Here is a 17,319-nt window from a genome sequence, read left to right as displayed (position 1 = left end):
GCCCAGTTGAGTTGATCGACTGGGCCTTACTCAAATTATCTTAAGGAAGCTTGTTCGTCTTACATAGTAATTATAGTGATGACAACACTTATCGTTGTACCGAAGCATAGTAAAGTGCCGATTTTCGCACCCCAATCCTTGAGATGATTTAACCCCAAGAGAACACCTGGCACCGTAAGAACTAAGACAGCCAGGGATAAAACCGTATGATTATGCAGTCCAATCTTGTCTCCTAGAGTTTCAATCACAGGAATGCCATTCAAGCTAGATGACCAAAGTATCGACAAGAACCCCAGATATAGCGCCCAGGTCCCCGTTCCCTTACTTGCTTTCTGCTTCTTCATTATTATATTCCCCACTCTCAATATTCCAAATAATTGTAATTGTAAAAGTACCTTTGGCATAGTCAGCCGTAATGTTATGACCCATCTGAGTAAGCAGCGTTTTGCAAATGGAAAGCCCAAGTCCAGTGCTGTCATTTGTTCGGCTGTTGCTTGTCGTATATGACCGGTCGAACACATGAGATAACTCTTGCGTTGTAATGACCTCACTTTCATTGGAAAAGGACATCACGATGGAGTCAGACTCCATCTTACTATCCACCAGCAATTTATTTTTCCCATGCTTCTTGGCATTCTGGAGTACATTCTCAATGACCCGATGTACAGCGTTGGCATCTGCCACAACCTTTGGGGCAGTAGGAGAAAGGGAAGCTTCTACTTGGAAGCCAGAGGATTCAAAATCATCATAAACTTCAGCCAGTAAGTTCAGACCGATCTCGTTGACATCAATTAAAGTGGATTCAAGCGCATACTCGCCTTCATCCAAGCGGGATAAATCGTAGAAATCCGCTATGAGACGATGGAGCGAGCGGGCCCTTTTTTCTACAATGCGAAGATAGTTCGCTTTTTCTTGATCGGATGCCTTGTCCTGGTTCAACATGTGTAGATAGCCTAGAATGGCTGTTAACGGTGTTCGCATATCGTGAGAAATATTAGATATCCCTTGATGGAATTTCTTTTCATTCCATTGATAAGACCGCGCCATCTGTACTTTAGTATCGATCAACCGGTTAATCTCAATCACAAGCTCCTGATTCAGCTTAGAGGGAAAGCTCATCGTGACGAGTTGGGAACGTTCTTCGTTGTTCAGTTGTCTGAGTTTTTGCATCAGCCGCCGCGTCTGGGAGACCTGCAGGCTATAGAGTATGGCAAATAAGCAGGCTGCTGCACCTAAAACGATCGTCACAATGAGCATATCGGTCTCCTTAAAGTTCTTTTTTGCGGAATAAGAAACTGCCAATCCCTAGTAGCACGAGAACACAGACTAATGGAATGGTAAGCATCACAATCTGAAGTGTTACAGAGGGCGCGCTATTTTCAACAGCAGGGTTTAGGGAAGTCAGCACTTTGCTAAAACCAGGGGAAGCTGAGCCCAGCATGTGGCTGATATTAGAAAGCACCGTACTGCACAGAATACATACCAAGATCAGAGAAGCCGTCTTTTGAATCAGTACACTAAGCATCTGGAATAAGGCGAGATAGGCAGCGATACTCAGAAAATAAGAAATCATCGTCGTTGATACCATTTCTTGAAGCATAGTGCTCCCATCCGCTGTACCGAAGCTATAAAAGATTGAAGCCACGGCAGAAGCGGAGCAGAGTATCCACATGAGCAATAAGAGCAGGAGTCCACTAAAATATTTGGAGATAAAGATGGCCGTTCGTGTGATGCCATTGGTTGTATCATTTTTATATAGGCCTAGCTGCATATCTTCTCGGAACGTAAATTCTGTAATGATCAGGGTGATAAAGAAAAAGGCTGCATACATGATACCTGGAACGATTTGGACAACAATGGATGGGGCATAATGACTGCCCACGCCAATGATCAGTAAGGCCGGAACGGCAATCAAGACGAAGCACCATAGCACAAATGAAAAGCGGGTACCAATACGATATAAATCAGCTTTACAATAATTAAGCATTCGAACGTTCTCCTAACAAGCTCATGAAGTAATCCTCCAGATCTTTTCTTTCTTCTGTTAATGAGAATACATCTACGCCGTTTTCGTTGAGTTCCCGATTCATCTGTTCCGGATGGTCCACTTGATCGTAGCAGCGAATAATATTCTGGGGAAAAACTTTGTAATTCTTATAACCGCAGATGTCCAGCACCGTGGATGCCTTTGCGGTGTTACTGACTTTGATGACCAGGGCCCCCTTGGACTGTGCCTCGAGTTCTTTTGCGCTAATCTGTTCGATCAGTATCCCTTTGTCAATGAACCCATAATGGGTGGCCACGGAGCTAAGCTCCTTCAAAATATGGCTGGAGATCAGAATGGTAACACCTTGTTCTTGATTAAGCTTCAGGATCAAGTCCCGAATTTGGGAGATCCCCAAAGGATCAAGGCCGTTCGTAGGCTCATCCAGCACCAGAAACTCCGGTTTGCCAAGCAGCGCACGCGCAATGCCTAGCCGTTCTTTCATACCTAAGGAGAACTGGGAGAATTTTTTACGGCCTGTATCGCTGAGGCCCACAAATTCCAGTAACTCATCCAGCTCATCGGTAATAGGAATCCCTTTTTTCATACAATAGATTTTCAAATTTTTCTTGGCTGAAAGGTTAGGATAAAACGTGGGGGATTCAATCACACATCCAATGCGTGTGCGGCTCTCTTCTAGCTTGCGGGGATCACTGTTTCCAAACAAAGACAGCGATCCCGATGTTGGGTAACTCTGACCACAGATGAGTCTCATCAATGTGGTTTTCCCTGCTCCGTTCTTCCCGACTAAACCATAGATCTGACCTTTTTCAATATTTAAGGAACAATCCATCAGGGCAAAGGAAGAGCTATATTTTTTAGATAATCCATTGGTGGTGACGATGTTTTCACTCATGACCATACCTCCTTCGATGTACTTATCTTAGCTGGCCAAGAATACAAGGTCATGAAGGAATTCTGAAGACTTTCTGAAGTTCACGGGTTCAACCGGTAACCAATGCCACGCACGGTCTTGATATATTCCTCGTTATCGTACTGGGCGATTTTACTGCGAATACGACTGATATGTACGTCTACCGTGTTATCTTCACCTAAAAACTCCTGCTTCCAGCAAGAAGTGAAAATATTCGAACGGGTAAATACGCGGTCCGGATGCTGTAGAAAGAGGGTAAGGATCTGATATTCAAGCGATGTGAGGTCGATGGGCGTCCCATTCATGCTGACCGTCATTGTTGCTGTGTTACATTCACAATTTTTATGACGAAGCAATGTAGAGGAGGAAGGGGTATTGCTCTTAGAGAAGATTTGGCTTCTTCGGAGTTGGGCCTCAACTCGAGCCAATACTTCTTCATTTTCAAAAGGCTTGGCGATGAAGTCATCCGCTCCTAAACGTAGCGTGGCTACACGTGCATCCGTACCCAGCATGGCCGAGATGACGATGATGGGCATCGTATGCTGCTCCCGAATCGTTGCAATCAACGACTTTCCGTCCATTCCAGGCAGCATCAAATCCAGCAATAGACAATCAAAGGTCTCATGCTTCATCAACAAGTGGCCTTCCGAGCCTGAATAAGCGCTAGTGACCGTGTAGCCGTTATCCTTCAGTATTTGTGCAAGCAGCTGATTTATATCCATATCATCCTCAACAATTAGAATGCGATAGCTCATGAATGTGTTCTCCTTTATCCGTTTCAAGTATAGATAAGCACGTTAAATTGTAGGGAATATGCGATGAAATTGCAAAGTGCATGATAAATAATGTGAACTACTATCGAACTTAAGTCTCGGCGTCATTCCGGTGAAGTTTGGACTTCCGGTCGCTGTTGTGCCCAGATTTCCTTGATTAAACCGCTTTTCGCGGTTGAAATCTGCTGACAGTCTATGCTTCCGATGCTAGCTTTCCTGCGGAAAGCTTTCGGACGAACGCTGCGCTCCTACAGTTCCAATCTTCCCCTCCATTCCTTCTCTTCTTTTGTTCATCTGATATAGTTTGTATCTGCGGGCGCTAAAAACCTTATTTATGCAATATGCAATTCATGCACCGTAGTGACGACCAAGCCTTAAGTTTAAAGCTTAAATTCGTCTTTTATAGTCTGATCTTATAAACAGTTGTTGCTAACACAACATTTCTATATAATTGTTGGAAAGATAGTTATGAGGTGAAATTGAGTATGCCAATATCTGAAGTGAATGCCTCTGACCCGCGCGTGATTAGAACACGGCAATTAATTATCGATGCTTTTATTGATTTGCTGACCACAAAGGAGTTTAACGCCATTACAGTCAGTGATATTTCCAAGCTGGCGACGATCAACAGAGCGACTTTTTATGCGCATTTTACAGATAAATTTGCCCTTACCGATAGTTATTTCTCAGCTTCCTTTATGGAATTTGTCAACAACAGAGTCGATCCACAAGCGGATTTATCGGAAGAAACGATTAAGCTTATCGTGATCTCTTTATGCGAATATCATGTAACTACAAATCAGATCTGTAAGCGAAATTATGAAGCGATTGCCTCTTACGTGGAAAAAGATATAAAAGCCCATTTGGAAGACATTATTTTTAAAATTATGGTCAATGACTGCAAAGATACGGATGAAGATACCTTACGAATCGCGGCGAATATTTTGACTTGGTCGATCTATGGCATCACTTATCGCTGGAATATGGAGAAACGGCCGGAGACGCCGCAAGAGTTTGCGATGAAAATTTTGCCCATTTTAAAGGGTGGATATTTCGATTGATTGGAGATTATGGAATGCCCAGAAATCATGAAAAAGACGTTCAACTCCGTGAGGAGCGGAAAAAACAGATTTTAAAATCGGCCTTGCCACTATTTGTTGATAACGGGCTTCAGGGCACGACGATCAGCGAAATTGCGAAGGCAGCAGGCATGAGCAAAGGTTTGATCTATAACTATTTTGAGTCGAAAATAGAGTTATACAGCATTTTGGCCGCTGATATCTTAGGCATTTCCGAACAAGACGCGCATCATCTCCTGTATGAGCGGGAAGGCACTCCATGGGACAGGCTTTGTCAATTGGCTAAAGATGTAGTTATCATACAGAAATCCAAATTAGCCGGAGATGCCGTGGAAATGCAATTTAATCTGGCTTTTTCCATGCAGTTTCTAAGTTTTGAACAATTGCCTGAGCCCTATAAGAGCGACGTGGATAAAGCCTATAGCTTTAGACGACAAACCATTGCGAAATTAATCGAGCAGGGGCAAAACGCCGGGCAATTCATCGAAGGTGATCCTTACCGGCTATCGATTCATTTTGCCTCGATTGTGAATGGCATGTTCATGGAGAATACTAGGAGTGAAGGGCTCTTTGATGAGAGCAATGTGGAGCATGCGCTGAAGCTCTTTCTGCGCCAGTAGCGCTATAAACATAAAAAACCGTGATTGACTTGATTCAAGGCCTTCACGGTTTTTTGTCGTATTCATCAGGGGGATTAATTCGTTACATAACGGTTCTGCGGAATGCTTAAACCCAGATTGCCTCTAAGCGTATCACTCTCATATTCTGTTCGGAACAAACCGCGTTCTTGCAGAATTGGAACCACTTCACTTAAGAAATCATCCATGCCAAAGGGACCGAAAGGAACGAGCATGAATCCGTCTGCGGCGCCTGCTTCAAACCATTCTTGCAGTGTATCTGCCACCTGCTCGGGCGTTCCCATAAACGGACTGCGCGGTGTAGTTGCCTCTAAAGCAAGCTGGCGAAGCGTGATACCACTTTTCAGAGCTTCAGTAAAGTTCTTTAGTGAACCTTGTTGAGTCGGCACAAGATCGAGCAAGTTCAATGCCGGCTCATCCAGTGGATACTGCGTTAAATCATGGTGGTTAAAAAAGCGGCTGGTGTATTTGAGAGCATCCGAGATTGTGACTAAGCTCGCCATTTCCTGATATTTCTGCTCTGCTTCCTCTGCGGTTCTGCCTACAACCGGAGCGATGCTCGGGAAAACTAGAATATCGTCTGCTGATCTACCGAACGTCTCCGCTCTTCTTCTCATATCCTCTCTAAAAGCAATCGATTCTGTGATCGTCTTAGGAATGGAGTAGATGGCATCGGCCTGCTCTGCTGCAAAGTTGCGGCCAACTTCGGATGTTCCCGCTTGAAAAATAACTGGATGGCCCTGCGGCGAACGTTCAATGCTAAGCGGTCCTTTGACTGAAAAATACTCCCCTTTGTGATTGAGCGTATGCATTTTTGCAGGGTCAAAAAACACTCCGCTTTCCTTGTCGCGTACGAATGCATCCTCTTCCCAGGAAGACCACAAACCTTTTGTAACCTCCAGAAATTCGGCAGCTAATCTGTACTTCGCATCGTGTTCGATTTGCTTTTCGTTGTAATTATCCGCCGCACCATCCAGCGTACCGGAGGTCACCACATTCCAGCCGGCTCTTCCTCCGCTAATTTTATCAAGCGTTCCAAACTGACGCGCCAGTGTAAAAGGCTCGCTGAAGGTGGAAGATACGGTTCCGACCAGACCAATGTTGGAGGTTACTGCCGCCAAAGCACTCAGTAGAGAGACGGGTTCAAAGCGATTTAAAAAATGGGGCAGTGATTGTTCCGTAATGTACAAGCCGTCCGCAATAAAGATGGCATCTAACAGGGCAGCCTCCGCTTTTTTGGCCCACTGTTTATAAAGCTCAAAATTCACGCTGGCGTCCGGCTGCGCATCAGGATGTCTCCATTCAGAAATGCTGTCCCCAACACCGCGAAGATTTACGGCCAGTTTTATTTTTTTGCGACTCACAACGATTCCTCCCACCATTTGATCAACTAAGAAAATGAGTATACTCGGATTAAAGTGCAGCTACATCCACAGAATGACCGTTCGTTTAATTTGTGAATCATTATAGCTTGCTTCCCGCCTGGCTGTCAATTTGAAAATATGGCATTGAAATATTTAATTTAAGATAAAAAAATTTAAAATTGACAGTGTCATAGGGAGTGAATATAATTGATCACAAGTTGAACGCGCGGTCAACTTGTGATTTAATTCCATGTATTCCTATGCGAAAAACACGAGGGGTGTAACCATGAATTTTTCTTTTCCTAAATTTAAGTGGGCCATCGTTATGGCTATTGGATTTTCATTAGTGGTCTCAGGTTGCAGCAGTGGTGATAAGAATGCTCCTGCTAATACAGCATCAACGAATGAAGCTTCAGCATCCGCTCCTACTGAGGGAGGGGAGTTAACCTTCGCACTTGCGGGCTCTCCGAGTACGCTGGATGTAGGGGTCACCTCTTCTGACATTGACTTCCGGGTTGGCCGGAATATATTCGATAGTTTGGTAGGTGAACTGCCGGATCATACAATCAAGCCTTGGCTGGCAGAGTCCTGGGAAATTTCAGCAGATAAGAAGAGTTATACCTTCAAGCTGCGTACAGACGTTACTTTCCATGACGGTACGCCATTCAACGCTGAGGCAGTAAAAGTTAATTTTGACAGAAGCGCTGATCCTAACGGGAAGTCCGTATATGCGAAGCAATTGCTAGGACCGTACGAGTCTTCTGAGGTCATCGACGAGTCTACTCTTAAAGTGAATTTTAAAGAACCGTTTACTCCTTTCTTAAGTAATCTGGCTAAATCTACACTGGGCATTCAGTCTCCTGAGTCCTTTAAGAAGTATGGTGACCAAGTAGGTCAGCATCCTGTAGGAACCGGTCCGTTCAAGCTGGCCTCCTGGGTTGCAAATTCCGAGATCGTTCTGGAGAAAAACAGTGATTATAAATGGCCTTCACCGGCAGCGGAACATAGCGGTCCAGCTTATTTGGATAAAATCGTATTGAAGCTTATTCCGGAAGAAGCCACTCGTGTCAGTAGCTTGCAAAGTGGTCAGGTGCTTGCCGCGGAATCTATTCCGGCTCAGAATATTGTCGCATTGGAGAAAGATCCTAATTACCAGATTCAGAAGGCGCTACTTCCAGGTGCTACTTTCCAACTCACCTTTAATAATGAGAAAGCACCGTGGAATAATGTGAAGCTTCGCCAGGCGGTACAGTCCACTGTCGATATCGATGCGATTGTGAAATCTTTGTACCTCGGCACATTCCCCCGGTCATGGAGTCCACTGTCCTCCTCAACCTTAGGCTACGATTCTTCCCTGGAAGATTCATATAAGGTAGATATTCAACATGCTAACCAATTGCTTGATGAAGAAGGCTGGAAGTTAGGTGCGGATGGTATCCGTGAAAAAGACGGCAAGCAATTGGAAATCAATTATATTGATATCACCGGCAATAGAGAAAAACGCGGAGACATCATTAAAATGGTGCAACAGCAAGTGAAGCAAATTGGCGTAAAAATGAATGTTTCGATTATGGCTGCGGGCCCTTATGTTGATGCACTGAAAGCTGCCAGTTATGATCTGGTGGGCCACAGCTTTGCTGGTGGAGATCCTGACATTTTAAGAACTATTTTCTCCAAAGCGAACTGGTCTACGAATGAATATGCGAACTCCAACTTTGCCCGTTTCTATGATCCGCAGATTGAGCAGCAGTTAACAGACGCTTACCAAGAAGCCGATCCGGAAAAACGGATTGCGACATATAAAGAACTGCAACAATACTTTGTGAAGAACGCCGTTTCTATTCCTGTATATGTGTTCCCATACACCATTGCAGAAAGTAAAAAGGTTAGCGGAATTACATTTGACTTCCCAGGGTATCCGCAATTCTATGATGTTGCAGTCTCGAAATAGGCAGCAGGAGGGAGACGCGGAGAAATGCTTAGAACTATTCTTTACCGGCTGCTAGTCTCCATTGTGGTCTTGCTCTGCACCATAACACTGGTGTTCTTTCTTCTTCACCTCCTGCCGGGAGATCCAATCAATATAAAAATCGCTGGAAATCCGGTATCCCCGGAGGTTGTGGCTAAGCTGAAGCATGAATTCGGACTAGATCAACCGCTCTATAAACAGTACCTCCAGTACTTGGGCAAGGTATTCCGGGGAGATTTCGGAAAGTCGCTCGTGGATAATGAACCTGTGATGACCAAGCTCATGGCCCAGTTCCCGGCAACGCTGTGGTTAACGCTTCTAAGCATGGCCATATCTATAGTGTTTGGCGTGCTGCTAGGCGTTGTGTCGGCAGTGTACCGGCATCGCAGTCTTGATCATCTCATTCGGCTGCTCAGTATCTTCGGCATTTCGATGCCGACGTTCTGGGTAGCTATTCTTCTTGTGCTCCTCTTTTCCGTTAATCTGCAATGGCTTCCGGCTTCGGGCGTAGGCGGGTTTCAGTATCTCATTCTCCCGGCAGCGACGATGGGCATTGTTGGCTCGGGGCTAATTGCCCGCATGGTGCGGGGCAGTATTTTGGAAGTGGTGCATGAACCCTTTGTAAGAACGCTGCGTGCGAAGGGGCTGCCAGAGAGAAGCGTGATGTATCAGCATGTCCTGCGTAATGCGCTCATTCCAGCGGTCACGATGATGGGGATGCTCCTCGGAGAACTGCTCGCGGGTGCGGTTGTTATTGAATCCGTGTTTGCAAGGCAAGGTGTAGGCAGAGTAATCCTGGATGCCATTTTGGCAAAAGATCTGCCTGTAGTCCAAGGGGCGATTCTGCTGACGGCTTCAATCTACATTCTGGTCAATCTATTGGTTGATTTGTCGTATGCGATCATTGATCCAAGGATTCGCCAAGCCTAGCGTGCATGCATAAAGGCAAACCATGAGCCAAGAAGAAAGGGAACGAATAAGGTGAACGCTAAACGAAGTCTTTTTTCAAGAGCAATGATAACCGTTTCCGTGCTGATGATTGCTTGTCTGGTGCTGTTTGCAATTGTTCCTGGCTGGATTGCTCCTTATTCTCCTACCGAGATGAATGGGGCAGCGATCTTGCAGGCACCCGGCGGGAGTCACCTACTCGGAACGGATTATTTTGGACGAGATATTTTAACCTTGGTCATCTATGGCAGTAGGGATGCTTTGATCATCGGGATCTCTGCGGTGCTGCTCGGTGGAGGAATTGGTGCATTGATCGGTGCTGTTGCCGGGTATAGCGGGGGGTTCATCGATGCTGTGCTGATGCGTCTTATTGATACACTGATGACCATACCAGGGATTCTGTTGGCACTCACGGTTTCAGCCGTGCTGGGGCCAAGTAAATTTAATTTAATCATCGCTGTCAGTATTTCGATCATTCCTAGCTTTGCTCGCGTGCTACGCGGACAGGTGCTAACAATTAAGAATCGCACATTTATTGAAGCGGCGAGAAGCATCGGTACCTCACATCTTAAAATTCTCTTTTCGCATATTGCGCCGCACGCCTTTTCCTCCTTGCTGGTCATGGGGACGATCGGCGTGGGCAGTGCGATCTTAATGGGCTCAGGACTCAGTTTTCTTGGACTTGGGAGTTCGGAAGAAATTCCGGATTGGGGAAGTTTGCTGTCAGAGGGACGAAGTTATATCTCGATGGCTTGGTGGATTGCAACGTTCCCTGGTCTTGCCATTACTTTGCTAGTGGTGTCGATTAACTTTCTAGGGGACGAGCTACAGTCTGCAATCGGTCCTCGAAAAGGTTGAAAGAAAGGAGGACGCATATCCCATGAACAACGTACTCGATATTAAAGGGCTATCCGTTGATTTTATGACACCGCAAGGACCCCGGAATATGGTGAATGATATCAGTCTGACCATTGCTCCGGGGGAAACGCTGGTTTTGGTAGGAGAGTCCGGGAGCGGGAAGACGGTGACATCTCTATCTGTCATGCGGCTCATAGATTATGACAATGGACGTATCGCCCAAGGTTCTATCCAGTTGAACGGACTTAATCTGGCAGAGCTAAATGCCCGTGAACTACGAGAGCTGCGCGGCCGGAAAATAGCGATGATCTTTCAAGAGCCGATGACGGCGCTTGATCCTATCTTTACGATTGGTCAGCAGATGATGGAGATCCTGATTCATCATGGGCTGGCTACGAAGGAGGAAGCGCGGAATCGGGCAATTACCTTGCTTGACCGTGTTGGTATTGTCGATCCGGAGCTGCGGATGAAGCAGTATCCGCATGAACTGTCTGGAGGCATGCGGCAGCGTGTCATGATCGCGATGGCTCTGTCCTGCGGACCGGAACTGCTTATTGCGGATGAGCCGACAACAGCGCTGGATGTCACTATTCAAGCCCAGATCCTGCAGCTTATGCAAGAACTGAAGGAAGAGTTCAACATGTCCATTCTACTGATCACCCATGATTTGGGTATCGCTGCAGAAATGGCCGATCGGGTCGCCGTCATGTATGCAGGTAAATTGGTAGAGGTCGCGGATGTTAACTCCCTTTTTGCCAAGCCACAGCATCCGTACACACGTGGACTGCTGCAATCGGTTATGACGTTACAGAGTGATCGTACGAAGCCGCTCTATCATATTCCGGGTTCTATTCCAAGTCTGGCGGATCTGCCGCGAGGCTGTCGTTTTCATCCGCGCTGTGCATTTGCTACAGATCAGTGTCGCTCTGAGGAACCGCCTGCTGTTACGGATGGCACGAATATGGTTGCTTGCTGGCATGCAGAAAGCATATCAGAGCTTCCACTGGGAGCGGAACGGCATAGTGATGAACAGGATGTTCAGACTGCTGAACAGAATGCGCAGAACGTTATTGTTCAGTCCCCTACCAATCCAGGCGATCCAGAAGTGCTGATCGAAGCGCTAAAGGTGACTAAAAGCTTCAACACAGGTAGAGGATTTTTATCCAGAGGCAAGCAAGGTGTTCGCGCAGTGGATGAAGTGAATTTACAGATTCTGAGAGGGGAAACGTTCGGCCTCGTTGGGGAGTCTGGTAGTGGAAAATCAACACTGGGGCGCATGATGCTTCAACTGGAGAAGGTGACTTCAGGCCAAATCCATTGGGAAGGACAAGACTTGGCCGATACGAAGAGCAAGGATCTAAGAGGATTGCGCCGTGAGATGCAGATGGTATTTCAGGACCCCTATAGTTCTATCAACTCTCACTGGAAAGTGGCGGATATTATTGGAGAGCCGCTAAAGGTACATCTTTCGTTATCTTCTATGGAAAGAAGAGAGAGAGTAGAAGAACTGATGACTCTGGTTGGACTGGAACCTGCCTCAGCAGATCGTTATCCTCATGAATTCTCAGGCGGACAGCGGCAACGTATTGCCATTGCCCGGGCGATTGCGTTAAACCCTAAATTCATCGTCCTCGATGAAGCGGTATCTGCCCTGGATGTATCTGTACAGGCGCAAATTATTAATTTGCTGCAGGACCTGCAGCGAAGGCTCGGGCTAACCTTTCTGTTCATTGCCCATGATTTGCATGTCGTCCGGCATTTGTCAGATCGTGTAGGGGTGATGTATCTGGGGCAGCTCGTGGAGCTTGCACCTACAGAAGCGTTGTATGCTTCTCCGGCTCATCCGTATACACATGCGTTATTATCGGCCATCCCTGCTTCGGACCCTTCCGGTAAAAAAGCACATGGGCTGTTAAAGGGGGAGGTTCCCTCGCAGACGTTCCGGACAACAGGCTGTAAGTTTCATCCAAGATGCCCTGCGGCCACTGACAAATGCAGAACGGAAGATCCTGTATGGCAAAATGTCGGAGACCAGCATCTCGTAGCCTGTCATCACCCTATCCCATTTGAAGGAGGCTTACAATGAGCTTGTCCAATTCTTCAGAACAGAAGGAATTAATTACGATCCGCAGTGCAGTCCCTGCTGACTATGATGCAGTGGTTGAGATACTGTCTCAGGCTTGGGAAAGTTACGCCGTGACTTACCCTGAAGTCAGAGAATCGCTAAAGGAAGCATTGCTAAAATATCTGGAGCCAGGTTCTCAGGAGCGTATTGTTGCTGAAGCGGAAGGTCTTATTATTGGAACAGCGGAGATATTCCATAACGCTGCTGAAGCGTACGGTGACATCCAGCAGACGCTTGCAACACCAGTGTTGCGCAGATTAGCTGTTGCACCTGGATGGCAGGGTAAGGGAATTGCTACACAGCTTATTCATGAGAGCGCGAAACGGGCATTGAACGCCGGAGCCGGATATTTATATTTGCATACATCATTGGAAACCAATGCGTCCGCTGCGAGATTATATGAACATCTGGGCTTTGTCCGTTCACACGACCAGGATCTTCATCAGGGAGAATATTTCATGGAAGGTTTTCGGCTCGATTTAACAGCTGAACTATAGGAGGAATATCAATGAGCGATCGGAAAATTAAACTGGCAATCAACCTGCGCGGTGTCGGAGGAAGCATGTCTGAATGGAGACATCCCGATGCGAAGGCAGACGCAAGTATAGATTTTGAGCTGTACAAGGAATGGGCACAAAAGGCCGAGGCCGCACTTTTCGATATTCTTTTTATAGCCGATGGTTTGTATATTACGGAGCAGTCGCTGCCTCATTTTTTAAATCGCTTTGAACCGATTACTTTGCTCAGCGCGCTGGCAACTGTCACGAAGAATATCGGCCTTGTAGGTACGGTATCTTCTACTTACAGTGATCCTTTTACTATCGCACGTCAGTTTGCCTCGCTGGATAAAATGAGTGGCGGACGGGCAGGCTGGAATGTTGTTACCTCCGGATTACTTGATGGAGCTGCCAATAACTTCAATGGAAAGCAAGTCCACCATGATGAAAAATATGAATTGGCTACGGAATATCTGGAAATCACTAAGGGGTTATGGGATTCGTGGGAAGACGATGCCTTTGTACGTGACAAGGAGACAGGGGTTTTCTTTGACCCGGCGAAGATGCACACTTTGAATCATGAGGGAAAATTCTTTTCCGTCAAAGGGCCGCTGAACATCGACCGTTCCCCGCAAGGGCAGCCGGTTATTTTCCAAGCGGGATTGTCGGAACCGGGCCGTAACTTTGCCGCCCAATTCGCCAATGCCATCTACGCTATTCCACAAACGATCGAAGAATCGATTGCTTTTAGAGAAGATATGAGGAAGAGAGCTGCAGGTTTTGGACGATCGGCAGACGATATTCTAGTGTTCCCTAATATCTCTCCTGTTGTGGGCGCGACCGCAGAGGAAGCTGAGCAAAAATATCAGGAGATTGCAGGCCTCGTCACCATCGAGCATGCTCTTAACTATACAAGCCGATTCTTTAACCACCTTGACCTCTCGCAGTTTCCGCTGGATGAGCCGGCAATCAATCTGCTGGAGCTGATTCCGGGTCAGGACGGTACTTTCAAGTACTTTACAGAAGAACTGCAAAGCGGGAAAACGCTCAGACAGCTTGCTTTGGAAGCGACGACTCCGCGCAGTCCATTCATGGGCACGGCGGAACAAATCGCAGACAAGCTGCAGGCGTGGTTCGAAGCAGGCGCTGCAGATGGCTTTATGTTCGTTCCTTTCGGTCCATTTGGGCTGGATGATTTTTTAAATGAAGTGGTGCCGATTCTGCAAGAGCGGGGCTTATTCCGCACAGCATATGAGAGTTCCACACTTAGAGAAAATCTGGGACTGAGCATACCGAAGAATCGTCACGCTCAATCTTAAATGGCAAGAGGTTTTCCCCGTAAATATGGACGGAATTTGAAGGATAGACTGCTGAATATGGCGGCGCTTGACTTGGAGTGTACTCCAGGTTGTAGAGTGTGAGTGTCACTATATAAGATGAACAAAAGAAAGTCACAAAAAGCGAGAAGGAACGAAGGGGAAGGTTTGGAACTGTAGGAGCGACAGCGCTCGCCTGAAAGCTTTCCACAGGAAAGCTCGCATCGGAAGCATAGGCTGTCTCCGGATTTCAACCGCAAACAGCGGTACAATTGAAAGAAATCTGGAGAGAACAGCGGCCGAAAGGCCAAACATTCTACCGTAGTGACGACCAAGCCTTAAGTGAGGATCTTAAGTTTGACTTATATAGTATTCAAACGAATTCTATACAGAAACGGGGTAAAACCATGTCACATACAAAGACTGTTCTAATTACCGGAGCTAACAAAGGAATAGGATATGCAGCAGCTAGACAATTGGGAGCCTCAGGATATACTGTCCTGCTGGGAGCAAGAAGCGAGGCAAGAGGAAAGGAAGCGGCGGCGAAGCTGGTAAGCGAAGGTTACGATGCTCGTCACATTGTGCTCGACGTTACGGATCAAGGTACGATTGATGCTGCCTCCAAGCAAATTGCTGATGAGTTCGGATCACTCGATGTATTGGTTAATAATGCGGGAGCTTCTTTTGAAGCATTTGCATCGCCAAGCCAACTGGAATTGTCTGATTTAAAGGCAACGTATGAGACGAACTTTTTCGGTGTGTTTGCCGTCACAAAGGCATTCCTCCCTCTGCTGACTGAAGCTCCGGCCGGTAGAATTGTTAATGTATCCAGCGGACTCGGGTCATTGGCCTTTATGAGTGATACAGCTGCTGAATACTCTAATTTTAACTTCCTTGCTTACCCTAGCTCCAAAACGGCTGTGAATGCGTTGACGATCATGTTCGCCAAGGAATTTAAAAATACACCATTGAAGATCAACGCGGCTGACCCGGGTTATACCTCTACAGACTTAACAGGTAATCAAGGTCATCGTTCCGCTGAGCAGGCGGCTAAAATTATTACTCACCTTGCGACACTGCCGGAAGACGGACCAACCGGAGGTTTCTTTAACGAAAATGGTCCAGTTCTTTGGTAAGCTTACCTCTGAAATGTAGACCCCTTTACCAGTCGTCTTAACAGTGAAAAATAGGGGCACCTCCCTAACTAACCGTTTTAACAATGAAAAAGGGGGCCACCTCCTCAACTAACGGCATTTTTGTACCTTATTTCTCTTTAATATAGGCAAATGAGGGAAATAGGGGCATCATTGTATCTTATTTTTCGTAAAAGCACGCAGTAAGGGGTATTCTGGAAGATTTAAGGTACAATATTGCACTTAATCTCCATTAACCCTTGGCTGCAGAGGATTTAAGGTACGAAAATGCCGTTAATTACACTTCGGTCCTTCTTATACAAGCTCTCTTTTTTCTTGGCTATGTTTGTTTTTATGCCATTCTTTATAGCATCAAAGTAAATTAATATAAGGACCCGCGACAGAGCTGATTTTAAAAGGCTATTTCGCGGGTTTTGTTTCCGAGCTGTATGGTAAGTGGTAAGTGGTAAGTGGTAAGTGGTAAGTGGTAAGTGGTAAGTGGTAAGTGGTAAGTGGTAAGTGGTAAGTGGTAAGTGATCGCTGGTAAGTTTTCGCAGCAGATTGACTATAACTGAATGATCGTTTATTATACAGGAGTGAGATAAATAGATAATATCGAAGCAGAAACGAAGCCGCGATATTTAATAAAAGGAGAGAATATCAATGTCTAAACCAAACGTATGGTTCATTACCGGCAGCTCCAGAGGTCTTGGACGCAGTCTGACAGAAGTTGTTCTGAAAAAAGGGGATTATGTTATTGCAACAGCCCGCAATCCGCAGTCACTGAATGATTTGGTTGAACAATACGGTGAGCAGATTCATCCGCTTGCGCTAGATGTCAGTGATGAGCAAGCTGTATCTGCTGCGGTTGAACAAGCCCATCAAGTGTTTGGACGTTTGGATGTCGTGGTTAACAATGCCGGGTATGGTGATGTCGCTTCGGTTGAAGATGTCACGCTGGATGATTTCCGGGCCCAGATTGATACGAACTTCTATGGTGTTGTCTATGTTTCCAAGGCTGTCGTTCCGATTTTGCGCAAACAGGGCGGCGGGCATATCATCCAGATTTCATCTGTAGGCGGCCGGATTGCTACTATGGGCTTAGCGGCGTATCAAAGTGCAAAATGGGCTGTCGGCGGATTCTCCGAGGTGCTGGCACAAGAAGTGGCGCCTTTTGGCATCAAGGTAACTGTCATTGAGCCAGGCGGCATGCGGACAGATTGGGCGGGTTCTTCCATGACTATTCCGCCAATCAGCCAGCCGTATGAACAGACCATTGGAGCGTTAGCTACAATGCTGCAAGAGCATTCAGGTCAATTTGGCAGTGAACCTGAGAAGTTTGCTGAAGTCATTAGCGAGCTAGCCTTGCTGCCTGAAGCTCCTCTTCGTTTGCTGCTGGGCCAGGATGCGGTCGATAATGCAGATGCTGCACAGCAAGCTCGCGCGGCAACGGATGCCAAGTGGCGCCAAGTGAGTGAGACGGTAAATTTCTCTTCCTAAAATGAAGTGACCAGCTTTATGAATGATGAATAATAATAGATAAATCATAGAGGACATCCTGATTTTGGAGCTATATTCCATTCAGGATGTCCTATTTTTTATGTTTAATAGTCATTTTACGAAACGTGTCATTTTATTTAACATTACTAGACAATTGTCCTTTTTTCGTGCGGAAAAATCTCTAAAATAAGAATCAAATGA

The 17,319-nt window shown here is 46.2% G+C and carries 16 protein-coding genes; 10 read left to right on the top strand and 6 right to left on the bottom strand.

The annotated features are described in order from the left end of the window. Window positions 1-59 precede the first annotated feature (59 nt). The 5 genes from ACFRAM_RS25845 to ACFRAM_RS25825 form a co-directional block, all read right to left on the bottom strand. Window positions 60-344 carry a hypothetical protein gene (locus tag ACFRAM_RS25845; protein WP_379469519.1) on the bottom strand — a complete coding sequence of 95 codons (285 nt, stop codon included), beginning with the start codon at window positions 342-344 and terminating at the stop codon, window positions 60-62. Then, window positions 322-1,257, bottom strand: coding sequence for a sensor histidine kinase (locus ACFRAM_RS25840; protein WP_379469517.1), 936 nt, complete (start codon window positions 1,255-1,257; stop codon window positions 322-324). Before ACFRAM_RS25840 ends, ACFRAM_RS25845 begins: the two co-directional genes overlap by 23 nt. Before the next feature lie 10 nt (window positions 1,258-1,267). Next, window positions 1,268-1,987: a hypothetical protein gene (locus ACFRAM_RS25835; protein WP_379469515.1), complete on the bottom strand. Its 720-nt coding sequence runs from the start codon at window positions 1,985-1,987 to the stop codon at window positions 1,268-1,270. Then, entirely contained in the window at window positions 1,980-2,900 is a 921-nt protein-coding gene (locus ACFRAM_RS25830) for an ATP-binding cassette domain-containing protein (RefSeq protein ID WP_379469513.1), read from the bottom strand. Before ACFRAM_RS25830 ends, ACFRAM_RS25835 begins: the two co-directional genes overlap by 8 nt. Window positions 2,901-2,980: 80 nt before the next feature. After that, entirely contained in the window at window positions 2,981-3,673 is a 693-nt protein-coding gene (locus tag ACFRAM_RS25825; RefSeq protein ID WP_379469511.1) for a response regulator transcription factor, read from the bottom strand. A 503-nt stretch (window positions 3,674-4,176) separates the two neighbouring features. Here ACFRAM_RS25825 and ACFRAM_RS25820 point away from each other — a divergent pair. Both ACFRAM_RS25820 and ACFRAM_RS25815 read left to right on the top strand, forming a co-directional pair. Continuing rightward, complete coding sequence (locus ACFRAM_RS25820) at window positions 4,177-4,752, top strand: TetR/AcrR family transcriptional regulator (protein ID WP_379469509.1); 576 nt, start codon at window positions 4,177-4,179, stop codon at window positions 4,750-4,752. Window positions 4,753-4,766: 14 nt separating this feature from the next. Further along, window positions 4,767-5,390, top strand: coding sequence for a TetR/AcrR family transcriptional regulator (locus ACFRAM_RS25815; RefSeq protein WP_066364699.1), 624 nt, complete (start codon window positions 4,767-4,769; stop codon window positions 5,388-5,390). Between the two features lie 74 nt (window positions 5,391-5,464). Here the strand turns inward: ACFRAM_RS25815 and ACFRAM_RS25810 are convergent, their stop codons facing one another. Continuing rightward, window positions 5,465-6,790 carry an LLM class flavin-dependent oxidoreductase gene (locus ACFRAM_RS25810; RefSeq protein WP_379469506.1) on the bottom strand — a complete coding sequence of 442 codons (1,326 nt, stop codon included), beginning with the start codon at window positions 6,788-6,790 and terminating at the stop codon, window positions 5,465-5,467. A gap of 268 nt (window positions 6,791-7,058) precedes the next feature. Here ACFRAM_RS25810 and ACFRAM_RS25805 point away from each other — a divergent pair, with 268 nt between their 5' ends. From ACFRAM_RS25805 to ACFRAM_RS25770, 8 genes are all read left to right on the top strand, one after another. Then, entirely contained in the window at window positions 7,059-8,723 is a 1,665-nt protein-coding gene (locus ACFRAM_RS25805) for an ABC transporter substrate-binding protein (RefSeq protein ID WP_379469504.1), read from the top strand. 24 nt (window positions 8,724-8,747) lie between these two features. Continuing rightward, a complete protein-coding gene (locus ACFRAM_RS25800; RefSeq protein WP_379469502.1) occupies window positions 8,748-9,671 on the top strand; it encodes an ABC transporter permease in 924 nt (307 codons plus the stop codon). Between the two features lie 51 nt (window positions 9,672-9,722). Next, window positions 9,723-10,547, top strand: a complete 825-nt coding sequence (locus tag ACFRAM_RS25795; protein WP_379469500.1) for an ABC transporter permease — start codon at window positions 9,723-9,725, stop codon at window positions 10,545-10,547. Between the two features lie 22 nt (window positions 10,548-10,569). After that, a complete protein-coding gene (locus ACFRAM_RS25790) occupies window positions 10,570-12,633 on the top strand; it encodes an ABC transporter ATP-binding protein (protein WP_379469497.1) in 2,064 nt (687 codons plus the stop codon). Continuing rightward, window positions 12,630-13,169, top strand: a complete 540-nt coding sequence (locus tag ACFRAM_RS25785) for a GNAT family N-acetyltransferase (protein WP_379469495.1) — start codon at window positions 12,630-12,632, stop codon at window positions 13,167-13,169. The genes ACFRAM_RS25790 and ACFRAM_RS25785 overlap by 4 nt, the downstream gene beginning before the upstream one ends. Before the next feature lie 11 nt (window positions 13,170-13,180). Further along, complete coding sequence (locus tag ACFRAM_RS25780) at window positions 13,181-14,488, top strand: LLM class flavin-dependent oxidoreductase (RefSeq protein WP_379469493.1); 1,308 nt, start codon at window positions 13,181-13,183, stop codon at window positions 14,486-14,488. Window positions 14,489-14,892: 404 nt separating this feature from the next. Then, window positions 14,893-15,621 carry an SDR family oxidoreductase gene (locus tag ACFRAM_RS25775; RefSeq protein ID WP_379469491.1) on the top strand — a complete coding sequence of 243 codons (729 nt, stop codon included), beginning with the start codon at window positions 14,893-14,895 and terminating at the stop codon, window positions 15,619-15,621. Between the two features lie 660 nt (window positions 15,622-16,281). Further along, complete coding sequence (locus tag ACFRAM_RS25770; RefSeq protein ID WP_175372308.1) at window positions 16,282-17,118, top strand: SDR family NAD(P)-dependent oxidoreductase; 837 nt, start codon at window positions 16,282-16,284, stop codon at window positions 17,116-17,118. The last annotated feature ends 201 nt before the right edge of the window (window positions 17,119-17,319 follow it).

The sequence above is a fragment of the Paenibacillus sp. NPDC056722 genome (assembly GCF_042790635.1).
In the GTDB taxonomy this organism is placed as follows: domain Bacteria; phylum Bacillota; class Bacilli; order Paenibacillales; family Paenibacillaceae; genus Paenibacillus_AQ; species Paenibacillus_AQ agri.
This window is presented reverse-complemented; position numbering and strand designations above follow the sequence as displayed.